The 20,359-nt window shown below is 70.6% G+C and carries 15 protein-coding genes; 6 read left to right on the forward strand and 9 right to left on the reverse strand.

Annotated elements, in window-relative coordinates; translation table 11 throughout:
* Positions 1-233 precede the first annotated feature (233 nt).
* The 3 genes from WMF12_RS43520 (at position 234) to WMF12_RS43530 (ending at position 4,885) form a co-directional block, all read left to right on the forward strand.
* Positions 234-377 (forward strand): hypothetical protein, encoded by a 144-nt coding sequence (locus tag WMF12_RS43520; RefSeq protein WP_437854585.1) that lies wholly within the window; start codon positions 234-236, stop codon positions 375-377.
* A gap of 293 nt (positions 378-670) precedes the next feature.
* Positions 671-3,409, forward strand: a complete 2,739-nt coding sequence (locus WMF12_RS43525) for a Kelch repeat-containing protein (protein ID WP_437854586.1) — start codon at positions 671-673, stop codon at positions 3,407-3,409.
* 288 nt (positions 3,410-3,697) lie between these two features.
* Entirely contained in the window at positions 3,698-4,885 is a 1,188-nt protein-coding gene (locus tag WMF12_RS43530; RefSeq protein WP_437854587.1) for a hypothetical protein, read from the forward strand.
* Between the two features lie 191 nt (positions 4,886-5,076).
* Here the strand turns inward: WMF12_RS43530 and WMF12_RS43535 are convergent, their stop codons facing one another.
* Positions 5,077-5,898, reverse strand: coding sequence for an aldo/keto reductase (locus WMF12_RS43535; RefSeq protein ID WP_437854588.1), 822 nt, complete (start codon positions 5,896-5,898; stop codon positions 5,077-5,079).
* A gap of 282 nt (positions 5,899-6,180) precedes the next feature.
* Here WMF12_RS43535 and WMF12_RS43540 point away from each other — a divergent pair, with 282 nt between their 5' ends.
* On the forward strand, positions 6,181-7,230 hold the full coding sequence (locus tag WMF12_RS43540) for an endonuclease/exonuclease/phosphatase family protein (protein WP_437854589.1): 1,050 nt from the start codon (positions 6,181-6,183) through the stop codon (positions 7,228-7,230).
* Positions 7,231-7,515: 285 nt separating this feature from the next.
* Positions 7,516-8,073: a hypothetical protein gene (locus WMF12_RS43545; protein WP_437854590.1), complete on the forward strand. Its 558-nt coding sequence runs from the start codon at positions 7,516-7,518 to the stop codon at positions 8,071-8,073.
* Positions 8,074-8,113: 40 nt separating this feature from the next.
* Here WMF12_RS43545 and WMF12_RS43550 read toward each other — a convergent pair whose 3' ends face one another.
* The 8 genes from WMF12_RS43550 to WMF12_RS43585 all read right to left on the reverse strand — a co-directional run bounded on the left by WMF12_RS43550 (position 8,114) and on the right by WMF12_RS43585 (position 17,946).
* Entirely contained in the window at positions 8,114-8,590 is a 477-nt protein-coding gene (locus WMF12_RS43550; RefSeq protein ID WP_437873950.1) for a glutathione peroxidase, read from the reverse strand.
* Between the two features lie 328 nt (positions 8,591-8,918).
* Complete coding sequence (ycaC, locus tag WMF12_RS43555; RefSeq protein ID WP_437854591.1) at positions 8,919-9,542, reverse strand: isochorismate family cysteine hydrolase YcaC; 624 nt, start codon at positions 9,540-9,542, stop codon at positions 8,919-8,921.
* A 67-nt stretch (positions 9,543-9,609) separates the two neighbouring features.
* Complete coding sequence (locus WMF12_RS43560) at positions 9,610-10,536, reverse strand: pirin family protein (protein WP_437854592.1); 927 nt, start codon at positions 10,534-10,536, stop codon at positions 9,610-9,612.
* A gap of 98 nt (positions 10,537-10,634) precedes the next feature.
* Complete coding sequence (locus WMF12_RS43565; protein ID WP_437854593.1) at positions 10,635-11,555, reverse strand: LysR family transcriptional regulator; 921 nt, start codon at positions 11,553-11,555, stop codon at positions 10,635-10,637.
* Between the two features lie 197 nt (positions 11,556-11,752).
* The gene (locus WMF12_RS43570) at positions 11,753-14,161 is read right to left on the reverse strand and encodes a glycosyltransferase (protein WP_437854594.1); all 2,409 of its coding nucleotides are present in this window, start codon (positions 14,159-14,161) and stop codon (positions 11,753-11,755) included.
* Positions 14,162-14,367: 206 nt separating this feature from the next.
* Positions 14,368-15,315, reverse strand: a complete 948-nt coding sequence (locus WMF12_RS43575) for a glycosyltransferase family protein (RefSeq protein ID WP_437854595.1) — start codon at positions 15,313-15,315, stop codon at positions 14,368-14,370.
* Between the two features lie 29 nt (positions 15,316-15,344).
* Positions 15,345-16,316: a hypothetical protein gene (locus WMF12_RS43580; protein ID WP_437854596.1), complete on the reverse strand. Its 972-nt coding sequence runs from the start codon at positions 16,314-16,316 to the stop codon at positions 15,345-15,347.
* A gap of 157 nt (positions 16,317-16,473) precedes the next feature.
* Positions 16,474-17,946 (reverse strand): hypothetical protein, encoded by a 1,473-nt coding sequence (locus tag WMF12_RS43585; RefSeq protein WP_437854597.1) that lies wholly within the window; start codon positions 17,944-17,946, stop codon positions 16,474-16,476.
* Positions 17,947-18,164: 218 nt separating this feature from the next.
* On the opposite strand from WMF12_RS43585, the gene WMF12_RS43590 reads away from it, so the two are divergent.
* Positions 18,165-20,342, forward strand: coding sequence for a type VI secretion system Vgr family protein (locus tag WMF12_RS43590; protein ID WP_437854598.1), 2,178 nt, complete (start codon positions 18,165-18,167; stop codon positions 20,340-20,342).
* Positions 20,343-20,359 lie beyond the last annotated feature (17 nt).

A 20,359-nucleotide genomic window follows, 5' to 3' on the forward strand; every position in this document is an offset into this window, starting at 1 on the left:
CCGCCTGGCGAGAGGATCGGGCGCGGGAGCGATCGGGACGGGCGCGGGAGCGATCGGGACGGGCGCGGAAGCGATCGGGACGGGCGCGGAAGCGATCGGGACGGGCACGGGAGCGATCGGGGACGGGTGCGGAGGCGCCTCAGATCGGCGCTGTTTGCTCCAGGGCGGTTTCCACCTTCCGGCCATAGGTGGCCGCGAATTCCACATACCTTGCGTCGGCAACCAGGCGCACCGTGGCGCCAGGACTCGACCTCAGCGCCATCGTGACCAACACCGACCTGCGGGCCGGCCTCACGCACGGCGTGCAGCGGCTGAGCGCGCGTGGGGCCGCGCCGCGATCGAGCGCGTGGCCGGCGCGCGCGTGGAGCGTGCCGTGACGTCGAGCCCGTGCCCGGCGTGAATGCTGGCCGAGCGGGCGCATCGAAGCAGCCGTATGCATCGCTTCGATGACCCCACGCCCGCCGTGCGACCGTCTCCATCTCCCACCGGCGGCCCGTCACCTGGCGGTGCGCGGCGCCCGCCGCGCTCCCGCGAGCCCGAGGCGCGCGCGCTGCAGCGGCCCTGCGCCGCGCCGGCTCGCCGCCGCGGCGCGGGGCCCTCGACCTCGACCGCGCTCCGGCTCTGCCTCATGGCGTTCACCGCCGTGTTTTCCGCCGGTTGCGCGAGCGAGATGCAGGACGAACTCGACCCCGCCGAGGCCGAGCTGCGCGCCCTCTTCCCGGAGCAGGCCGGGCTGGTGCTCGCCGCCGACGGCGCCCTGGCGCGCGGCGAGCGCGGCTATTCCGTGACGGCGGCGCGCGGCGAGGCCGCGCCGGGCAGCGGCTCGTCGTCGCGGGGGCTCGTCGTCCACCTGCCCGAGCACGGGAGCGATGAGATCCGGATCGAGCTGCCGGACGGCTTTCGCGTGCGCGTCCGCGAGCGCAGGGGGCTCGGCGCCGGGCGGCTCGTCGGGGCGCGTGAGGTCGCCGGCGGAGATGCCGTCGCCTATGCGCACGAAGATGGGTACTCCTTCTGGACGGCGGCGCACGGGGGATACGAAGAGTGGCTCCTCCTCCGGCCGGGCACCTTCCGGCCGGACGCCCCGGTCGCCGCGTGGTCCGTTCAGGGCGCGACGCTGCGGCGGCGCGGCGCGGCGATCGAGCTCGCCGACGAGGCAGGCGTCGCGCGCCTCGCCGTGACGGCGCCGTCGGCCTTCGCGCGCGGGGGCCGGAGGGTCTCGACGCGCCTCGACGCCGAGGGCTCGACGCTCTCGCTCTGGGTCGACGCCCCGCCGGAGGAGGCCGTGCTCGTGGACCCCCTGTGGGTGGCGACCGGGAGGATGATCACGCCGCGCGCCGAGCACACCGCGACCTTGCTGGACGACGGCAGGGTCCTCATCGCAGGGGGGTTCCTGAGCTGGGACGAGGGGATCATTTGCGATCCGATGTTCTCGACGACGCCGCTCGGCAGCGCGGAGATCTACGATCCCGCGACGGGCGCGTTCCTGGCGGCCGCGCCGATGGCTGCTGTGAACGGCGGTCACACCGCGACACGCCTCGCGGACGGGAGGGTGCTGGTCATCGGCGAAGAGGCCGGGGGCACGAGCGCCGAGCTCTACGACGACGCGCTCGATGCATGGCGAGCGGCCTCGTCGCCATCGGTGTCGCGGTCGAGACCCACGGTCACGCTGCTCGACGACGGGCGGGTCCTCCTCACCGGCGGAAGGGTCGGGTCAGCGGATACGGAGAGCACCGAGATCTACGACCCGGCGACCGACACGTGGGCCCCGGGACCCTCCATGCGGAATGCCCGCGCCGCTCACAAGGCCACGCGGCTGCTCGATGGACGCGTGCTGGTCACGGGCGGCACCCACGGGGCGGCCGCGGGCGCCGTCGAGATCTTCGACCCGGCGACAGCGGCCTGGTCGGCCGCGGCGCCGCTCGGCGGCGGCACTCCATGGCTGACGGCGACGCTGCTCCTCGACGGACGCGTGCTGGTCACGGGCCTCGCAGGCGCCGCCGAGGTCTACGATCCTGCTGTGGACGCCTGGACCGCGGCCCCGGGCAAGTGGGGCGACACGCCCGCGACGGGCTCGTTGGATGACGGGACCTACGTGACCGGGCTCGGCGTGCTCGGCGAGGCGGCGGCGCGGCTCCCCGGCGGCCAGGTCATGATCAGCGGAGGCATCGAGGCGATCTACTATGCGGACCCCTGGGGAGGGACCATCTGCAGTTCGCTCTATCTTGCGCACGCCCACGACACCTACGATCGAGTCCAGCTCTACGACCCGGTCACGGACGCGTGGTCGCCGGGCGGCAATATCCCAGCTGCGCGAGGCTATCACTCCGCCACGTCGCTCGATGACGGCGGAGTCCTCGTGGCGGGTGGGTACACGTGGCTCTGGTCGACGCGCGAGGGCCTCAGCACGGGCAGCGCCGTCGTGTATGCCAGCGACCCCTTGACGAACGGCGCGCCCTGCTCGACCGCCACGCGATGCGCGAGCGGGATCTGCGTGGACGGCGTGTGCTGCGCGTCGGCGTGCAGCGATGGTGAGTGCAGCGCCTGCTCCATCGCGGCGGGGGGCACGGTGGACGGGGTGTGCACGCCTGCCCACGGCGTCCCGTGTGACGACGGCGACGCGTGCACGCTCGGCGATTCCTGCGACGCCGGGGTGTGCGCCGGAGCTCTATCGAGCAGCGCGGAGTGCGGTGCTGGAGAGGGAAGTGCCGGCGGTGGCGAGGGGGGCGCCGGCGCTGGCGCTGGCGCTGGCGCTGGAGGCGCTAGCGCCGGCAACGGCGGCGCTGGTGCTGGTGCAGGAGGCGCTGGCGCTGGCGAGGGGGGCGCCGGCGGTGGCGCTGGAGGCGCTGGCGCCGGCAATGGCGGCGCTAACGCTGGTGCAGGAGGCGCTGGCGCTGGAGGTGGTGGCGCTGGAAGTGGTGGCGCTGGAGCAGGAGGCGACGGCGGCGCCGGCGCTGGCGAGGGAGGCGCCGGTGCTGGCAACGGCGGCGCCGGCGGTGGCGAGGGAGGCGCCGGTGCTGGCAACGGCGGCGCCGGCGCTGGCGCTGGAGCAGGAGGCGCTGGCAACGGCGGCGCCGATGCTGGCGAGGGAGGCGCCGGCGCTGGAGACACCGGCAATGGCGGCCCCGGCGCGGGAGGCGCTGGCGCCGGCAATGGTGGCGCTAACGCTGGCGCAGGAGGCGCTGATGCTGGCGAGGGGGGCGCCGGAACCGGCAACGGCGGAGCTGTCACGAGCGCGGGGAGCGCCGGCGCGAGCGACGTGAGTCCCGCCACGACCCCGCCCTCCAGCAGCGGCTGCAGCGCGGCCGGCTCGGGCTCCGACTGGCAGCCTGCCGCCGCCGGGCTCGCGCTGCTCCTCAGCGCGCGCCGCCGGCGGGCCCGCCGAGCGCAATCCCCTCGCGACGCCGCATAGAAGCTCTCCACGAGGGGCTCGCTCCGCTCGCGCGCCCGGCATGATCGCCCGCCGGGCGCTTTGGCTCAGAACAGCTCGATGTCATCGAGGTTCACGCCATCCTTGAATGTAGGGCACGCTGGTTGCAGGAGGCGCTTCATGAAGACCAACTCGGGACGCACTGGTTTCCCTGCGGGTTCCCTCGTCGCGCTCGCGATGATTGCGGGCTGTGGCAAAGTCACGATCGAACTACCGGGCTCTGTGGATGTCGAGCCACCGGGCTCTGTGGATGTCGAGCCACCGGGCTCTGTGGATGCCGAGCCACCGGGCTCCGAGGATGTCGAGCCACCGGGCTCCGAGGACGTCGAGCCACCGGGCTCCGAGGACGTCGAGCCACCGGGCTCCGAGGACGTCGAGCCACCGGCCCCTGTCGATAGCGAGCCCGAGAGCTGCGTTGAAGGCACGGAGGTATCGTTCTTTGCGCCCTCGGGAATGGACGCCGACTGGCTTCTTCCGGTCGATGGGGAACGGCTCATCGCGGTTGGAGCACCAGCGAACGGGGGGGTTGCGGAGCTCGACGAGGCGGGCCACGTCGTGTGGAGCTCGATCCCCCTGCCCGGTGGATTTCTGAAGACCGGCGCCAAGACCGAGGACGGGGGCCTCATGGTCGCGGGCCAGGTGGATGATTCGACGTCTCCCTCCCGCACGGGGTTGTGGCTCGGTCGGCTCGACGGAGCCGGTCAGCTGCTGGCGAGCCGGCGGCTCGGACCATCGGCCTTCAGCGCGCACGTCGACATCGAGCTGCTCCGGCACCCGACCGGGGGGTACGTGCTCTCCACCCACGACAGCGAGGCCCAGGGCGCGGCGCCTCGGCTGCGCCTGGTGCGGCTAGACGACGCGGGCGAGATCGTCCACGAACGGTTCATGCCGATCGCTCCCGGGTCCGCGATCACGGAGTCCTGGAGTCGGGGCGGGGCCGCGCTGCTGCCGGGAGGTGACGTGGTTCAGCTGACCGCGCACGCCGGTTACCTGCGCGTCGTCCGCAGCACCGAGCAGACGGCGCCGGTGTTCGACCGTGTGCTGGAGGAGGTCGGCGGAGCGTGGCCACAAGACATCGCGGCCCTGCCCGATGGCCGTATCGCGATCGCCGCGATCAGCCTCGGTCAGAGTCATGTCATCCTGCTGGACGCCGAGGGAGCGGTGATCTGGGCCAGGACCTATCACCCTGAGCTCGACACCGAGCTTCACGCCATCTCGCACGATCCGAGCACGGGGCTCTTGCACCTCGGCGGGGCGACGCGGGGAACGGACGGAGGAACGCAGCGGATCTGGCTGCTCTCCGTCGACACCGCCGGGGAGCTGCGCTGGGAGTACGAAGGGGATGTTGGCACGCCGAGCCGGATCAATGGAATCACATCACTCCCGGGCGGTGGGTTCGCGGCGGCTGGGTTTCACGATTTCGTCTATGCGGTGGTCCGCCCGACGACGTGTCCGTGAGCGGCCGGCGTCGCCTTCCCAGGAGGGTAGCCGGTCGCATTCGGAATTGCATCACACGCAGTTGCGCGAGGGCTTGCCTATCCGTCACGAACCAGACGAGAACGCCGCCGCATCTCTGCCCTCGGCACCACGTTGAAGAACGCCGGCTCCCATGCGGCCTTCCGCTGAGCGCCTTTCGCTGACGGTGTGGATCAGGGGACGTCTGTCGGGTCCCAGCTCGCGCGGAAGCCGACATCGAGCCCGTCGAGCGTGCGCATCGTGTCGGCGTCGAGCGCGAAGTCGAAGATCGCGCCGTTCTCGGCGATACGCGCGGGCGTGACCGACTTCGGCAGAACGATCAAGCCGTGCTGCACGGCCCAGCGCAGCATCACTTGCGCTGGTGTGCGCCCGGCCTTTGTCGCCGCGGAGACGATGTCTTTGTGCCCGAGCTTCACGCCCTGCGTGAGCGGGCTGTACGCCTGCACGAGGATCCGGTGCTTTGCGCAGAACGCGCGCAGCTCGGCCTGCCCGAGGAACGGGCTGAGCTCGACCTGGTTGATCGCCGGCACCACCGCGCTCTCGCCGAGGAGCTCCTCGAGGTGACGCACTGTGTAGTTGCTGACGCCGATCGATTTCGCGAGGCCTTGCTTCTGCGCGTCGACGAGCGCGCGCCAGGTGTCGCCGCGCTTGCCGGTGACGGGAAAGTGGATCAACACGAGATCGTAGGCGTCGAACGCGGCTTCCTTCAACGAGCGCTCGAGCGAGCGCAGCGTCGTGTCGCGCCCCTGGTTGAAATTCGCGATCTTCGTCGTGACGAACACCGCGTCGCGCCCGAGGCCGCTCTTGCGCAACGCGCTGCCGACGTCCGCCTCGTTGCCATAGTACTGGGCGGTGTCGACGTGGCGATAGCCGAGGCGCAGCGCTTCGAGGACGGCGCCCTCGGTCTCTCCGCCGGGCGCCGATTGATACACCCCGAGCCCGAGCTGCGGAATGTGGCGACCGTCGATCATCTGCAGGCGTGGTGATTCGATCATTGCCGGGCCCCCTGGTTTCGTCCGTCGCTCGGCTCGGCCGAGCGCAAAGTGTGTGCTGACGAAGTCGACACGCTAGTCACGGTGAAGGTCGACGGCAAGAGCAAGAAAACTCTGTGGCGACTGTGCGGACGGCGTGCGCGGGCAAGCCGATATCGCTGAAGAGAGCGAGCGCTTCCTGCAGAATAGGCAAAGCTTGACAGGAGCGCCGGTGCTTGCGCTTTGGTTCGCACCTTCGGCGCAAGTCGCAGGCTGGCGGACGGGTTGTTGTACAACGAGGGCACAATGACGAAATCGAAGGGAGCGCTGATCCTCGCCGTGGGGGCAGTCCTCTTTCTGGCCGGATGCAGCAGCGAGCCCGGCGGTGGGGAGCAGCACGGCGCAACGGGCAGCACAGGCAGCGGGGACGGTATGGGTGGACGGGGCGGCGCGGACGGCGCAGGCGGAGCGGGCGGCACAGGCGGTATAGCCGGGGTAGGCGGCGTAGGCGGCGCCGTCGCGGCGCCGCCGATGGAGCTCGACCTGATGACGTTCAACATCCGTTACGCAAACCGCGCGGACGGCGACAACGCTTGGCCGAATCGCCGCGACATGCTCTATCAGGTCATCCGTGACGCACACCCCGATGTGCTCGGGCTTCAGGAGGCGCTCAGGTCGCAGCTCGATGATCTCGGCGGCGCGCTCCCGCACTCGGAGATCGGGGTAGGCAGGGACGACGGCGTCGAGGCGGGTGAATACTCGGCGATCCTCTACAACGCAGATCGATTCGATGTGGACGAGAGCGGCACGTTCTGGCTATCCGACACCCCGGAGGTGCCTGGGTCGACGAGCTTCGGGAACGCGGTCGTGCGGATCTGTACATGGGCGAGGTTCGTCGAAAAGAGCTCCCGCCGCGCCTTCTATCTCTTCAACACACACCTCGACCACGAATCCCAGCCATCGCGCGCGCGCGGCGTCGAGCTCATCGCCGACAGGATCGCGAAGCGTGCCCACGCCGACCCGGTGTTTCTCACGGGCGACTTCAACGCGGGCGAGCGCAATCCAGCCGTCCTCTATGTCAAGGGAGAGGCGACGCGCGCGAGCGAAGGGGCCGCGCCGGTGCCCGCCCCTCCGGGATTCGTCGACACGTTTCGCGTCCTCTACCCGGACGAGGCGCCGGTCGGCACGTTCCACTCGTTCAGCGGAGACGAGGACGGAGAGAAGATCGATTTCATCTTCGCTCAGCCGGCGCCGGTCGCGGAGGTGCTGATGGCCCGGATCATCCGCGAACACCGCGACGGCCTCTATCCGTCGGATCACTTTCCCGTCACCGCCAGGCTGCGCCTTCAGCCCTGAATGCACAGCGTGTCCCGGGTGGTTGGGGGCGAACCGGCGATGGGTGGACGATGCGCGTGCAACGAGACCATATAAAATAAACACCGGCAGATCTGTTGAGCGATCCGATGCAGCCGGCGCAGGCTGCATACCAGAGAACGTGGGTTGAGCCCCTCCATGCGACGACGCGATGGGGGTGACGAGTGAAGGTCCCTGTCGCGGGTATCCAAGGCTCACGCGGCGCCTGGCTGCAAATCCCGGCCTCCTCGTCTCGACAGCCCAACGCGGCAGTGCTACCCATCCCACGTGTCCGGCGCTGAGGGGGAGGACGGCAGCACGACGGGCGGCGCCAGCACGACAGGCACGGGCGGCGCCAGCACCACGGGCGGCGCCAGCACCACGGGCACGGGCGGCAGCAGCGCGACCGGCGGCGGCAGCACCACGGGTGGCGGCGGTAGCGGGGGCTCGGGCGTGGTGTGGCAGACGGCCAGCCTGACGGAGTTCGAGTCTTACCCCGACCCCGGCAGCGAGGAGTGCATCGAGTACAACGGGTGCACGTGGGCCGGTCAGTTCGCGGCGCTCGACGGAAAGCAGCCGGAGAGCTGGGTCAGAGAGAACAACATCGCCGCGGTGCACTCGAAGGATTTCGAGAGGTACAAGCTCAAGACCCTGCGCCTTCGGAAGAATGGCAAGGAGATCGACGTCAAGGTGTACGACATGTGCTCCGACTCCGATTGCAGCGGGTGCTGCACGCGGAACGCGCAGCCGTCGGGGTACCTGATCGATATCGAGAAATACACCGCTCAGCGGTTCGGGGTCTCGGCGTCTGGACAGGTCGAGTGGAGGTGCCTCGACTGCAATTGACGGCCGCCTCGTCGGGCCGGTGGCTCGGGCGCCGCCTTGCTCACCCGCCGAGCGCCTTGTCGATCGCCTGCGTGAGCTTCGGGTCGTCCGGCGCCACGGACGACTCGAACCGCGCGATCACCGACCCGTCCTTGCCGATCAGGAACTTGGTGAAGTTCCACTTCACCTCACCGGCAGGCGCGGCTTGCGTGAGGAAGGCATAGAGGGGGTGCTTGCTGCCCCCCTTGACCGGGATCTTCGAGAACATGGGGAAGCTGACGCCGTACTTCGTGGAGCAGAAGGCGGCGATCTCGGCGTCGGTTCCCGGCTCCTGCGCGCCGAAATCGTTCGACGGGAAGCCGAGGACGGCGAAGCCGCGATCCTTGAGCCGATCATGGAGCTCCTCGAGCCCCGCGTACTGAGGCGTATAGCCGCATTCCGATGCGGTGTTCACCATGAGCAGCACCTTGCCTCGGTAATCACCGAGGGAGCGGTCCTGTCCGTCGATGGTCTTCATGGTGAAGTCGTAGAGCGACATGGCCTTTCCTTCCTGAGCAGCGCCGGGCGTGTGCTCCGGCGCGGTGCGCTCGACATCCCTCCCACAACCCGACACACAGGCGAGGGCGAGCGAGCTGATCAGGGCGAGTCCACACCGGAGCACGCGCGGTGAGCGTTCCATGGCGCATGGATAGCCGCGCGTCCGGGCCGCGTCGAGCAGGAACGCGCTCCGCGTCGAGGCGACGCCGCCGAATGCGGCTGGAGAACGTCGGCCTGGACGCGGCACGCGGCGGTCGGGCTCGGTGACCTGGCCTGCTGGAAGGAGGCCATCGCGACGGCAGCAGGGTGGACGGGCAGGACGCTCGCCGTCACTTCTTCGTCAGCGCGTTGTAGCTGGTGATGAGGTTGCGATAGTCGGGGATGTGGCTCGAGAACAGCGTCGCCAATCCCTCGATGTCGTTGCGCCAATCGCGGTGCAGCTCGCAGGCGACGCCGAACCACGTCATGAGCTGCGCGCCGGCTTGCGACATGCGATCCCAGGCGGAGTGCCGGGTGATCTCGTTGAAGGTCCCGGACGCGTCCGTGACGACGAAGACCTGGAAACCCTCCTCGATCGCCGACAGCGCGGGGAAGGCCACGCAGACTTCGGTCACGACGCCCGCGATGATGAGCTGCTGTTTGCCCGTGGCCTTGACGGCTTTGACGAAGTCCTCGTTGTCCCACGCGTTGATGTTGCCGGGGCGCGCGATGTACGGCGCGTCCGGGAACTGCTCTTTCAGCTCCGGCATGAGCGGGCCATTGGGGCCGGACTCGAAGCTGGTCGTGAGGATCGTCGGCAGCTTGAAGTACTTCGCGAGATCGGAGAGCGCGAGCACGTTGTTCTTGAACGTGTCCGGCTGGATGTCGCGCACGAGCGACAAGAGTCCCGCCTGATGATCGACCAGCAACACGGCGGCGTTGTTCTTGTCGAGTCGAACGTACGGCTTGATCATGGGCTGTCTCCTCTTCTGTCGTCGTGGGTGATGCGTCTGTATGGCGACGCCCGAGCGTGGAAGTCGTTCAATCGTCCAGGTGGCCGAACTTGCCGCTCGCGAAGTCGGCGAACGCCTGCTGGATCTCTTGCGCGCTGTTCATGACGAACGGGCCGTACTGGACGATGGGTTCGTCGATCGGCTCGCCGCTCAGGACGAGCAGGTGGGCCTCCGATTCGGCCTCGATGAGCAAGCGCTCGCCGGCGTTCTCGAACACCGCGAGGTCGTGCGCCGCAGCGTGCGTCCCGTTCATTGCAATGTCGCCTTTCATGACGAGCAGGCCCAGGTTATGGCGCGCCGGGAAGGTGAAATCGACCCTGCCTCGCGCATTCAGGCGGACGTCGAGGACATCGATCTTCGTGAAGGTCTGCGCGGGGCCCTTCACGCCTTGGTATTCGCCTGCGACGACCCGGACGGAGCCCGCATTCTCGGGGAGCGTCACGATGCCCATCCGATCGCTGGTGATGCTTTGATACCGAGGCGGCGACATCTTGTGCGCCTTCGGCAGGTTCACCCATAGCTGCGCCATCTGGAACGGGCCGCCGCGGCGCGCGTAGCTCTCTTCGTGAACCTCCTTGTGAAGGATTCCGGACGCCGCCGTCATCCATTGGACGTCGCCCGGACCGATCACGCCGCCGCCGCCCGCGCTGTCGTGGTGCGCGACGCTCCCTTGCCAGGCGAGCGTGACCGTCTCGAAGCCTCGGTGGGGATGCACGCCGACGCCCCGCGGCCTCGCCGTCGGCGCGTACTCGTACGTCGGGTGATAATCCAGCAGCAGGAACGGGTTCAGCTTTCGCGCAGCCTCCGGAATCGCCGAAAAGAACCCCGCGACCCGAAAGCCGTTGCCCACCCAGTGCAGGTCAGGGGCCCGGTAGATTCCCTCGATCTCTCGGAGCTCGGACCGTGCTGCTCGGGTGGCGCTCGTCCGCGTCTGCATCGTGTTCGTGGTGGTCATGGCTGCGTTCTCCTGACACGAGGAGGAATAGACATGCCGAGCTCATAGAACAATGTGCAAGAACTGGAAGAACTGTTCCAATAATTGGAACAATCTTGTCACACGCTCGCGGCCACGCTCGGCGTGGTGGACAACACGAGGCGCTGGCGGAGCAGGTCGAGGAACGCCACCACCTTCGGCGAGAGGTGCCGTGTGCTCGGATAAAGCGCGAACACGGGCACTTCGGGCGCCGACCAGGACGCGAGCACCGGCATGAGCCGTCCCGCGGCGAGGTCTTCCGCGCACAGGTACTCCGGCAAGAGGGCGACGCCGAAACCCGCGCGAACGACCGAGCGAAGCATCTCGTAGTCGTTGACGACGAGCCGCGGGTGAACCGTGATCTCGGCGATCCTGGGCCCCGACCTGAGCTCCCAGGAGCTTCCCTCCGGTGCGAACACGATGCACGGGTGGTCCGCGAGCTCGGCAATGTCATTCGGCTCGCCGAGCGCCCTTTTGACCTCGGGCGCAGCGACCAGACGACGCCGCACGGCGCCGAGACGCCGGGCGACGAGGCTCGTGTCCGGCGTGGTACCGGCCCGCAGCGCGAGGTCGAAGCGCTCCTCGACGACGTCGACCCTGCGATCGGTGCACACCAGGTCGACCTGGACATCAGGGAAAAGACGCAGGTATTCGGCGAAGATCGGCCCGAGAACGGAGAAGGCGAGCGGGGCCGTCACCCGCAGGCGCCCCCGGGGCGTCGACTGGAGCTGCGAGACCGCGAGCTCTGCCTCCTCGAGCGCGGCGACGATGCGAACGCAGTGCTCGTAGTAGACGCGACCGACGTCCGTGAGGCTCAAGGTTCGCGTGGTCCGCTGGAGCAGCCGCGCGCCGACGCGCGACTCGAGATCGGAGATCTTCCGGCTCACGGTCGACTTCGGCATCCCGACGGCGGTCGCCGCCGCCGTGAAGCTGCCTCCCTGAACGACCCTCGTGAAGAGGACGATCTCGTCGAGAGCGACGTTGGGTAGGCGAGGGTCCATGGGTGGGACAATTTACGAAAAATGCGCGAATTGTTCCAAGGGATCGCGATGTCTTTCGATCCGCCTGCGCGAAGCCGCGCCCCGATGGTTCGGGCGCAACCCCGCACGCGCTCGAGCGCGCCGGGGCTCCGGCCAGCGACGCAGCGCTGTCAGATCGAGTCCCGAGCTGCAACCGAGGAAGAGCAGCGCTGGGAGGCTCACACGCCGACGCGCTCGACGCGCACCCGCACCTCGGCGGCCGTCAGCGCCGCATCGCCGCCCGCCGTCCCTGCGCCGCGCTCCACCGAGCCGCCCGCGATCTCCGCGATGAGGAGCGGCCCCGTCGCCTTCACGATGCGGCGGGCCTGGTCCAGCACGCGCGCCCTCTCTTCCTCCGTCGCGCCGGCGAGGATACCGCTGAGGATGACCCCGCAGGCGCGGTTCGCCGGCAGCGCGGCGAGCCCTGTGACGCTCGCCACGCGGGCCGCGAGGCCGCACACCTGCGCCACGTCGCGCGCGAGCAGCTCGGCCGCCTCGCCGACCACGACGACGCCGCCGTACAGACCGCGCAAGGCGGGGGCGGCGACCGCCCTCACGCCGCGCACGAGCCGCGCGCGCGCCTCGATCGCGTCGGGCGAGCAGTCCGGCAGGCGCTCCGCCGCCGGCGCGTCGGGGGCAGCCGCCATGACGGCCGGCGACAGCGCCGCCCGGATCGCGGCGAGCCGCGCCCGCCACCACCGCGCGCCATGCCCGATCTCCCGGGCGCGGCGCTCGCGCTCTTCCCGCCCTCGATGGACGTGGACCTGAAACGCCTCCGTGGCGGCCTTCTGCGGCTGGCGCAGGGCGCGAACGCTCGTGAGCAGGCGCATGTCGATGAGGTCCGCGCGCCGCACGCCCTCCAGCAGATCGACGAAGGCTCCCTTCTCGGCGCCACCGCCGATGAACCACTCGTCGAAGCCGCCGAGCGCATCGACAAGGCCTCGCCAGACGATGGGTAGCCCGTCCCGCACATCGCAGAGCGGCTCGGAGAACGGGGCGCCGGGGCGGGGCCGATCGCCGTCGGCGCCGGGCACGCCGCCGTCGAGCGGCGTGGCCGCGAGGAGCGGGGCGAGCCCCTCGACCGCACCCGAGGCCGCCCACGCGGCCGAGCGCTCGATCCACGCGGCCGGCGGCAATGCGACGCGGGCCAGCGCCGGCGTGAGCACGGCCGGCACGCCGCGCGCGAGCGCCGCGTCGTGCTCCGAGAGCGCGTGCTCGACCGCCTCGGGCGGGAGCAGGACATCGGCGTCCAGAAACCAGATCAAGGGCGCCAGGGCGGCGCGGAAGCCCGCGTTCCTGGCATGGCTGCAGTGCGGGAACTGCCCGCGCGGGCGCGGGCTGTCGACGATCTCGACCCGGAAGGGCTGAGAGCCCGGCTCTGCCGCGGCGCGGATCGCGCCGCCCGGGTCGCCGCCGTCGCACACCACCACGACCTCGAACGACGACGGGGCGGCGGTCTGCGCGCGCAGCGCGAGCACGGCGCGCCGCAGGAGGGGCGCGGTCGAGGGGTGGCACGGGATCACGAGGGCGATGCGCGGCGGAGCGGCGCCCGTCGCGTGAGCCTCCGCAGCCGAGCCGGGCGTGCCGGCCGCATCGCCCGCAGCGCCGCCTCCGACGGTCGCATCACCCGCGGACGCGCCGCTGCGGCCCGCGCCTGCCGCGGAGCCGCCCCTCAGCGCCGGCCGCTCGCCGAGCACCTCCCACAAGCTGGCGAGGCACCGCTCGCGCTCGGTCAGGTACGCGTCGCGCGCCGCTTCCTGGATGCGCCGGAGATCCGCCTCCGTGAACGCCATGGAGCGCTCGACCGCGTCGCGCACGTCCTCCGGAGCCACCGCGTGCGTGCGCACAAGGCCCTGCGCGCCGTGCGGCGCGGCCGGCATGCGCAGCGCGCAGCCGTCGATCTCGCTCATCGCCTCGGTGTCGGGCACGAGGACCGCGGCGCCGGCCGACAGGCCCTCATGGAGCGCGTGGCCCCAGCCCTCGTAACGAGACGGACAGAGGTGGAATCGAGAGGCGTTCTGATAAAAGCGAAGCCGCCGCTCGTCGACGCGCCCCGCGAACTCGACGTTCCGCGGTCTGAGCGGCCAGCCGAGCGAGGACACGACCGTCAGCGGATACGGGATGCGGTGGCGCTCCCAGGCCAGGAGCACGGAGTCCGTGCCCTTCGCGTCGGAGCCGCCAGGGACGTGCAGGAAGCGCCGCGCCCGAGGAACGGCCGGGTCCCAGCGGTCCTCCGAGAAGAAGCCGAGGTGGCGGGCCCGCGGCGTGAGCGGGGCGAAGTGCGACAGCGCGTCCCGGGTCTTGCACAGGACGAGCTCGAAATCGTCGAGCGCGGGCCGGGCCTCCGGCCGCCACCACTCGGCGTTCGGGATCAGCCAGCGGCGTGGCGCGCCCCCGGCGAGGCGCGGCTCGTAGACCTCGAGGAAGATGACGAGATCGGCGCCCCCCACGCTGCCCACGCTCTCGGGGTGCTGGAAGTGAAGGCCGGTGACCCGATGACCCCAGCTCTCCAGGAGGCTGCCGAGAAGGCGGTAGTCGCGCTCGAGCCCCTTGCCGTTGTCGATGTTGGTGACGATGTGGATCCGCATCTGAGGCATCCCCTCGAATTTCGGGAAAATTCACAGGGAGGCGGGGAGACGGGGAGTAAAATCCCATGAATCTCCCCGTCTCCCCGCCTCCCTGTTTAATTCCCCTGAAAATGCCAGCAATGTGAGGGATTTGTCAGGAGCCGTATCTCAGCTCGATGTCGCCTGATCCAGCCGCGGCCCCGCGAGGGCCCTCCGCCAGGCCAGGGTCACACCCAGCCCCTCAGCGCCGCGTGGTGCTCGCCGAGGATGCCGAGCATCTGGCGCATGCGGTGCACATACGTGAAGCTCGCCTTGACGCGCGCGTGCCCGGCCCGCCGGATCACCTCGCGCTCGTCGTCGTGCTTCACATAATAGTCGATGAGGCGCCGCAAGGCCGCGAAGTCGCCGAACGGATAGAAGACCACGTGCTCGCGATCCCGGAACTCCTCCTCCAGGCCGAAGATGTAGGGGTGGATCATGAAGCCTCCCCGGCCGAGCGTCTCGTAGATGCGATCGGACCAGTAATGCGGGTGATCGAAGCCGACACACAGGCTGTCGCCCACGACGACCTTCGCCGACGCGTACAGGCGGTTGAGGGCGTCGCCGCGCACGCAGCTCTCCGGCGCTCCGTGCTTCACGAAGCGGCGGCCGTACGTCTCCGACAGGAAATCCACGAGCCGCCTCCGATAAGGCCACTCCGGATGATAATCGTACGAGCCCACGAAGCAGACGTCGGACGCGACGCCGGGATCGACCTCCGCGAGATAACACTCGGCGCCGTACACGCCGGGCTTGATGTAATGGTGGCGTATCCCCTGCGCCCGGAAGAACGCCTCGCTCCCGCCGTCGGGCGTGAACACGTGCTGCGTGCGCCAGAACGGGTCGAACCGGAGATCGCGGCCGCGCGAGAGGCCGGCGTACAGGTCGAGGTGGTACGAGGCCGTCGGGATGGGCAGCTGGGTGATCCAGCGCAGCGCGTCGCCGCGCAGGCCCCAGGTGCGGGTGTAGAGCAGCAGATCGACGTCGCGCGCCATGCCGTCGAGCTCGCCCAGGGTGAACGCGTTCTCCTGGGCCTGGACGACCTCGACGCCGAGCGCTCGCAGGCTCTCGCCGACGTGGTTCTCGGTCGAGAACGACGGGCCGAAATTACCGATGTACAGGATGCGACGGCGCATGGGGGAGGGGGCCACGACGGCGGCGCCCGTCAGGGCGGCGGGTCCAGCGGCCACGTGGCCACGAGCGCGCGCGCGTCGGGCGTGCGCGCCTTCGAGAGCACCGCGAGCGTCACGGTGCGATCCGTGACCAGCACACACGGCGCCGAGAACGTCGCTGGATCGGCGCCGCCAGCGTCCACGGGGAGCACGCGGAACGCGGCGCCCGGGGCCGGCCGGTGCGCGACGAGGAGATGGGCGGCGGACGTCGCGACGATCACGAGCCCGCCGCCCGCGCGGTCGGCGTCGAGCTCGAAGACGCGGCGGTCGCCGAACGGCGCGTCCTCGGCGCCGGCAGGGCCGTACGCCGCGTCGCGGGCCGAGACGCGCACGGTGCCGGGCAGCGCGCCGCCGCGCGAGGCGCCGGGGGCGACGCGCTTGCACACCGCGGTGGGGCCCGGTGACCCGGCGAGGACCACGACATCGATGCACTCGCCGATCGGGTGGTCCACCGAGCCGCCGCCGGCCGCCGCGGCCTCCAGCACGACCGCCGTCGCGTTGTCGACGACGGCGGACACGGCGCCCGGGACGCCGGGGGAGGGCGCGGGGAGCGAGCCGGCGCCCGCGCCGCGCACGAACCGAGGCCCGCTGAAGCTCGCGAACGGCCGGTGCGCCGTGAGCGAGGTACGGACACCGGAGGCGCCGTCGAGCCGGACCAGCGCGTTCACCGCGCCGCCGGCGACCTCCACCACGAACGACAGCGCGCCGCCGTCCGCCGCCGCGGCGTCCCAGCGGGGCAGCGCGGGCAAGAGCTGCGGGATCGTGGCGACGGCGCCCGACGGACCGCGGCCCGCGAGCGGCAAGGCCCAGATGTCGGTGCGGTGCGGCGGGGCCGCGCTGTGCGTCGACGACGCGAGCAGCACGGGCGCCCCGTCGAGCGCGACGAGGCGCAGGGTGTCCGCGAGCGGGGCGTCGGGCAGCGCGGCGGGAGAGAGCGCGAGAGGCGGAGGGGGCGTTTCGTTCATGGGCGCAGATCCGGGGGCGGGGCGACACGCGGCGGCGGCGAGACAGACGAGGAGCGCGGGCGCGGGAGGCCCGCGGCGCGGCCTCCTGGGGGTGCTGGTCGAGCGGGGCGCGGCGGTCGAGAGGGGCGAGGGCATGCCGGTCGACCTCCGCGCCTCGCTAGATGCGGGCGCTCGTGCGCATGTTCCACAGCTGCACGAGGGCCTGCGGGTTCGACGATTTCGGATAGCCGGCGAGCGCGGCCGCGAAGAGCCCGTCGATCGCGCCGGTCTCCCACGCGGCCGCGTCGGCGAACGGCCCGCCGCCATACGAGGGGTCGTAGAGCTGGCCGCCGTGCACGACGATGAAATGGTTGAAGAACGCGGGCGGGGGCTCGGGGTTCCGCTGGCCGGGGATCCCCGGCAGGTTGACCACGTCGGTCCACATGCGGTGGGTCCACGGGGCGGGCTGCGTGGCCGCGTTCCACTGCCAGTTCTTCACGAGGAACCCCTGGGATCCCGAGGTCCACGCCGTCACCGTGACGACGACCACCACCTTGTCGGCGCTGGTGATGCCGTGGACCTTGAGCATGTCGATGAAGAACTCGGCCCACGAGCCGCACTGCCCGCTGCCGTCGGCGCTCGCGAGGAGCAGGCGGGTGTTCGTGCACGTTGTCGTGTTCGGGTTCCAGTACGTGAGGCCCACGCCGTCGCGCTTGCGCGTGAGCGCCCGCGTCGCGAAGGGCGCGAAGCTCTGGGACACGACGCGCCCCTCGGTCGTCTCGCCCTGGGCCGCGCGGCACGAGATGTCGACGAGCGTCCAGTAAACCGTGCCGGCCGGCGCGCCGAGCACCGCGTAGACCAGGTGCGCCGTCGTGCCCGCGCCGACCCAGCCGGTGCCGGCGGCGTTCGCCTCCCACGCGATCGTCAGCGGATCGTAGCAGGCGACGACGTTCGGCAGCGGCGCGCTGCTCGTCATCGAGGGCGTGGAGACGTCGACCGACCCGGGCGACACGCTGACCGTGCACGTCCATTCGAGCGTCACGCCGCCGGCCATGGCGCGGCCGCGCAGCTGCACGGACTCGGTCCCGGTGGGCGGCCGGAGCACGCGCAGCACCACGGCGAGCGGGACACGCGCGCCGCGGACGTAGCAGACCGGCGACTGATCCGTTGCCTGCCGGGTGCTCAGCCACTCGGGGGAGGCGAAGTTCCCGAGAGAGTCCCGCTCCACCGCGTGGTTCGCCGCGAAGTCGACCTGGATCACGCCGACCAGCGCATGGACGATGTCGGGCGCCTTCGGCGACGGCTGCACCGGCGGCGGCACCTCGAGCGGCCTGCGCGCCTCGGGGGCGCGCGGCGGCGGGCCGCGGAAGGCGAGGATGCACCCCGTCCGGAGCAGCTCGGCGACGCGCTCGCGGAGCAGGTCGAGCTCGCGCGCCGCGTCGAGCGACACGATGCCGGCGCCCGCGGCGCACAGCTCGCTCAGGAGATCGACGCGCTCGCGGTCCGGCTCCTCCGAAGGGAACCACGCGGGCACCTCGAGGGCGGCCAGGTGCGGCTCGATCGGCTCCGCGCCCTCGGGCAGGACCGCGCCGGCTGCGCGGACGAAGCCGACGTCTCCGTACGCATCGACGACCTGCCAGACGTTGCCCATGAATCCGCGCGATCCGCTGTCCGCTGTTCCCCCGGCGCCCGATCTGACTAGGCCCGCCCTCGCCGTGCGTCAACCGTTCGTCCACCGTGCGTCAAGCAGCGCCGGCATGTGCGCCGGCATGTCGACGACGTCGGCGCGCGTGAATGTGCCCACCCCGCCGGCGAGCGATGGTAGGCTCGACGGCTCGGGCTCCGGGACGTGCGAGGGCGAGGCGACCGATGGCGGACGGTGCGATCGAGTTTGATTTCGCTGTGGAAGGCGCGACCGATCCGTGGCGCGTCGCGCGGATCGAGGGCCATGAGGGCATATCGCGGCTGTTCCACTTCCGCGTGACCCTCGCGTCGACGGACGCCGCGCTGGCGTTCGACGGGCTGGTCGGGCAAACATGCCTGCTCACGATCCGGAACGACGCGTCGACTCGGTACATCCACGGCATCGTCGCGCGCTTCGAGCAGCACGAGGAGGGGCGCTCGGTCACCACGTACCTGGCGACGGTCGTCCCGCGGGCGTGGCGCCTGCAGCACCGGCACGACTACCGCATCTTCCAGGAGGCGACGGCGCCGGAGATCATCGACAAGGTGCTCCGCGCGGCGGGCCTGTCCTCCGACGATTTCCGCATCTCGACGGCGATGACCCACGATCGGCGAGAGTACAGCGTGCAGTACGCCGAGACGGACTGGGCGTTCATCAGCCGCCTGATGGAAGAGACAGGCATGTTCTGTTTCTTCGAGCACAAGGCCGACAACCACGTGCTCGTCTTCGGCGACGCGCCGTTCGTCCACGAGCCCATCGACGGGCCGGCCGTCGTGCCGTACCGGACCGGCGGCGGGGCGCTCGCCTGGCAGGAGGCCGTCTCCCGCTTCTCGATGGCCGAGGAGGTCCGGCCCGGCAAGGTCACCGTCCGCGACTACAACTTCCAGAAGCCCAGCCTGAGCCTCGAGGGGGAGGCGGAGGCCGACCGCGACACCGATCTCGAGGTGTACGTGTATGCCACCGAGCACGATCTGCCCGAGGAGGGCACGCAGCTCGCGAAGCTCCGGCTCGAGCAGCTCCAGCTCGTGCGCCGCACCGCGGAGGGGCAGGGGAGCGTGCTCCGGTTCATGCCCGGGGCCACCTTCACGCTCGAGGACCACGGCCGCGAGAGCTTCAACCGCGGATACCTGATCACGCGCGTCGACCATTTCGGCTCGCGGGCCGTCGGGGGAGAATCGCAGGAGACCGTCGTGGGGTACTCCAATCGATTCCAGTGCATCCCGGACGACGTGCCCTACCGCACGCCCGTGCAGACGCCCAAGCCGACGCCCCGCGGCATCCAGACGGCGATCGTCGTGGGCCCGGCGGGCGAGGAGATCCACACGGACATCTATGGCCGGGTGAAGGTGCAGTTCCACTGGGACCGGAAGGGGCGCCGCAACGAGCAGAGCTCGTGCTGGATGCGGGTGAGCCAGATCTGGGCGGGCGCCGCGTGGGGCTCGATGTACATCCCGCGCATCGGCCACGAGGTCGTCATCGACTTCCTCGAGGGCGACCCGGATCGCCCGCTGATCGTCGGGCGCGTCTACCACGGCGCGAACGTGCCGCCCTACGCGCTGCCGGCCGAGAAGACGAAGAGCACCATCAAGTCGGACACCTCGCCGGGCGGCGGCGGCTCGAACGAGCTCAGGTTCGAGGACAGGAGAGGCGCGGAGGAGATCTACCTGCACGCGCAGAAGGACTGGAACATCGAGGTCGAGAACGACAAGACCCAGTCCGTCGGCCACGACGAGCGCCTGACCGTCGGCCACGACCGGAAGAAGCGCATCGACAACAGCCAGTGGGAGTCGATCGGCGCCTTCAAGACCACCGAGGTCGGCAAGGATCACAACGAGAAGATCGGCGCGAACCGCACGCTCGGCGTCGTAAAGAGCGAGAGCGTGGACATCGGCGAGGACGCGAGCCTGAAGATCGGGCAGGGCCGGAAGACCGATGTCGGGAAGGACGACATCGAGTCGGTGGGCGGCAAGCGCGAGCTCTCGGTGGGCGGCGAGGAGACCGTCAAGGTGGGTGATCGCGCGACGCTGGAGGTCGGCTCGAAGCGCAACACCACCGTCGGCAGCGACGACTCGCTGTCGGTCGGCGGGACCGAGACCCGGAACATCGACGTGGACGCGACCGAGTCCGTCGGCGCGAAGAAGACCGTCAAGGTCGGCGAGAAGTTCACGCTGGAGTGCGGGAGCGGCAAGATCATCGTCGACAGCTCCGGCAAGATCACGGTCGAGGGGTCGGACATCACCGTGAAGGGCTCGGGCACCGTCAAGGTCGAGGGCGCCAAGGTCGAGGTGAAGAGCGACGGCGACGTGAGCGTCAAGGCGGGCTCGAACATCAAGCTCTCGGGCAGCGGGGTCGACATCAACTGAGCGGCGTCGCGCAGGAT

The sequence above is a fragment of the Sorangium sp. So ce363 genome (genome assembly GCF_051520435.1).
GTDB classification, from domain to species: Bacteria; Myxococcota_A; Polyangia; order Polyangiales; family Polyangiaceae; genus Sorangium; species Sorangium cellulosum_B.

Excerpts from the sequence above, each read along its gene's own strand:
- WMF12_RS43525 (WP_437854586.1), top strand. The coding sequence starts at position 671 with ATGCAGGACGAACTCGACCCCGCCGAGGCCGAGCTGCGCGCCCTCTTC.
- WMF12_RS43535 (WP_437854588.1), bottom strand. The coding sequence starts at position 5,898 with ATGATCGAATCACCACGCCTGCAGATGATCGACGGTCGCCACATTCCG.
- WMF12_RS43540 (WP_437854589.1), top strand. The coding sequence starts at position 6,181 with ATGACGAAATCGAAGGGAGCGCTGATCCTCGCCGTGGGGGCAGTCCTC.
- WMF12_RS43550 (WP_437873950.1), bottom strand. The coding sequence starts at position 8,590 with ATGTCGCTCTACGACTTCACCATGAAGACCATCGACGGACAGGACCGC.
- ycaC (WP_437854591.1), bottom strand. The coding sequence starts at position 9,542 with ATGATCAAGCCGTACGTTCGACTCGACAAGAACAACGCCGCCGTGTTG.
- WMF12_RS43560 (WP_437854592.1), bottom strand. The coding sequence starts at position 10,536 with ATGACCACCACGAACACGATGCAGACGCGGACGAGCGCCACCCGAGCA.
- WMF12_RS43565 (WP_437854593.1), bottom strand. The coding sequence starts at position 11,555 with ATGGACCCTCGCCTACCCAACGTCGCTCTCGACGAGATCGTCCTCTTC.
- WMF12_RS43570 (WP_437854594.1), bottom strand. The coding sequence starts at position 14,161 with ATGCGGATCCACATCGTCACCAACATCGACAACGGCAAGGGGCTCGAG.
- WMF12_RS43575 (WP_437854595.1), bottom strand. The coding sequence starts at position 15,315 with ATGCGCCGTCGCATCCTGTACATCGGTAATTTCGGCCCGTCGTTCTCG.
- WMF12_RS43580 (WP_437854596.1), bottom strand. The coding sequence starts at position 16,316 with ATGAACGAAACGCCCCCTCCGCCTCTCGCGCTCTCTCCCGCCGCGCTG.
- WMF12_RS43585 (WP_437854597.1), bottom strand. The coding sequence starts at position 17,946 with ATGGGCAACGTCTGGCAGGTCGTCGATGCGTACGGAGACGTCGGCTTC.
- WMF12_RS43590 (WP_437854598.1), top strand. The coding sequence starts at position 18,165 with ATGGCGGACGGTGCGATCGAGTTTGATTTCGCTGTGGAAGGCGCGACC.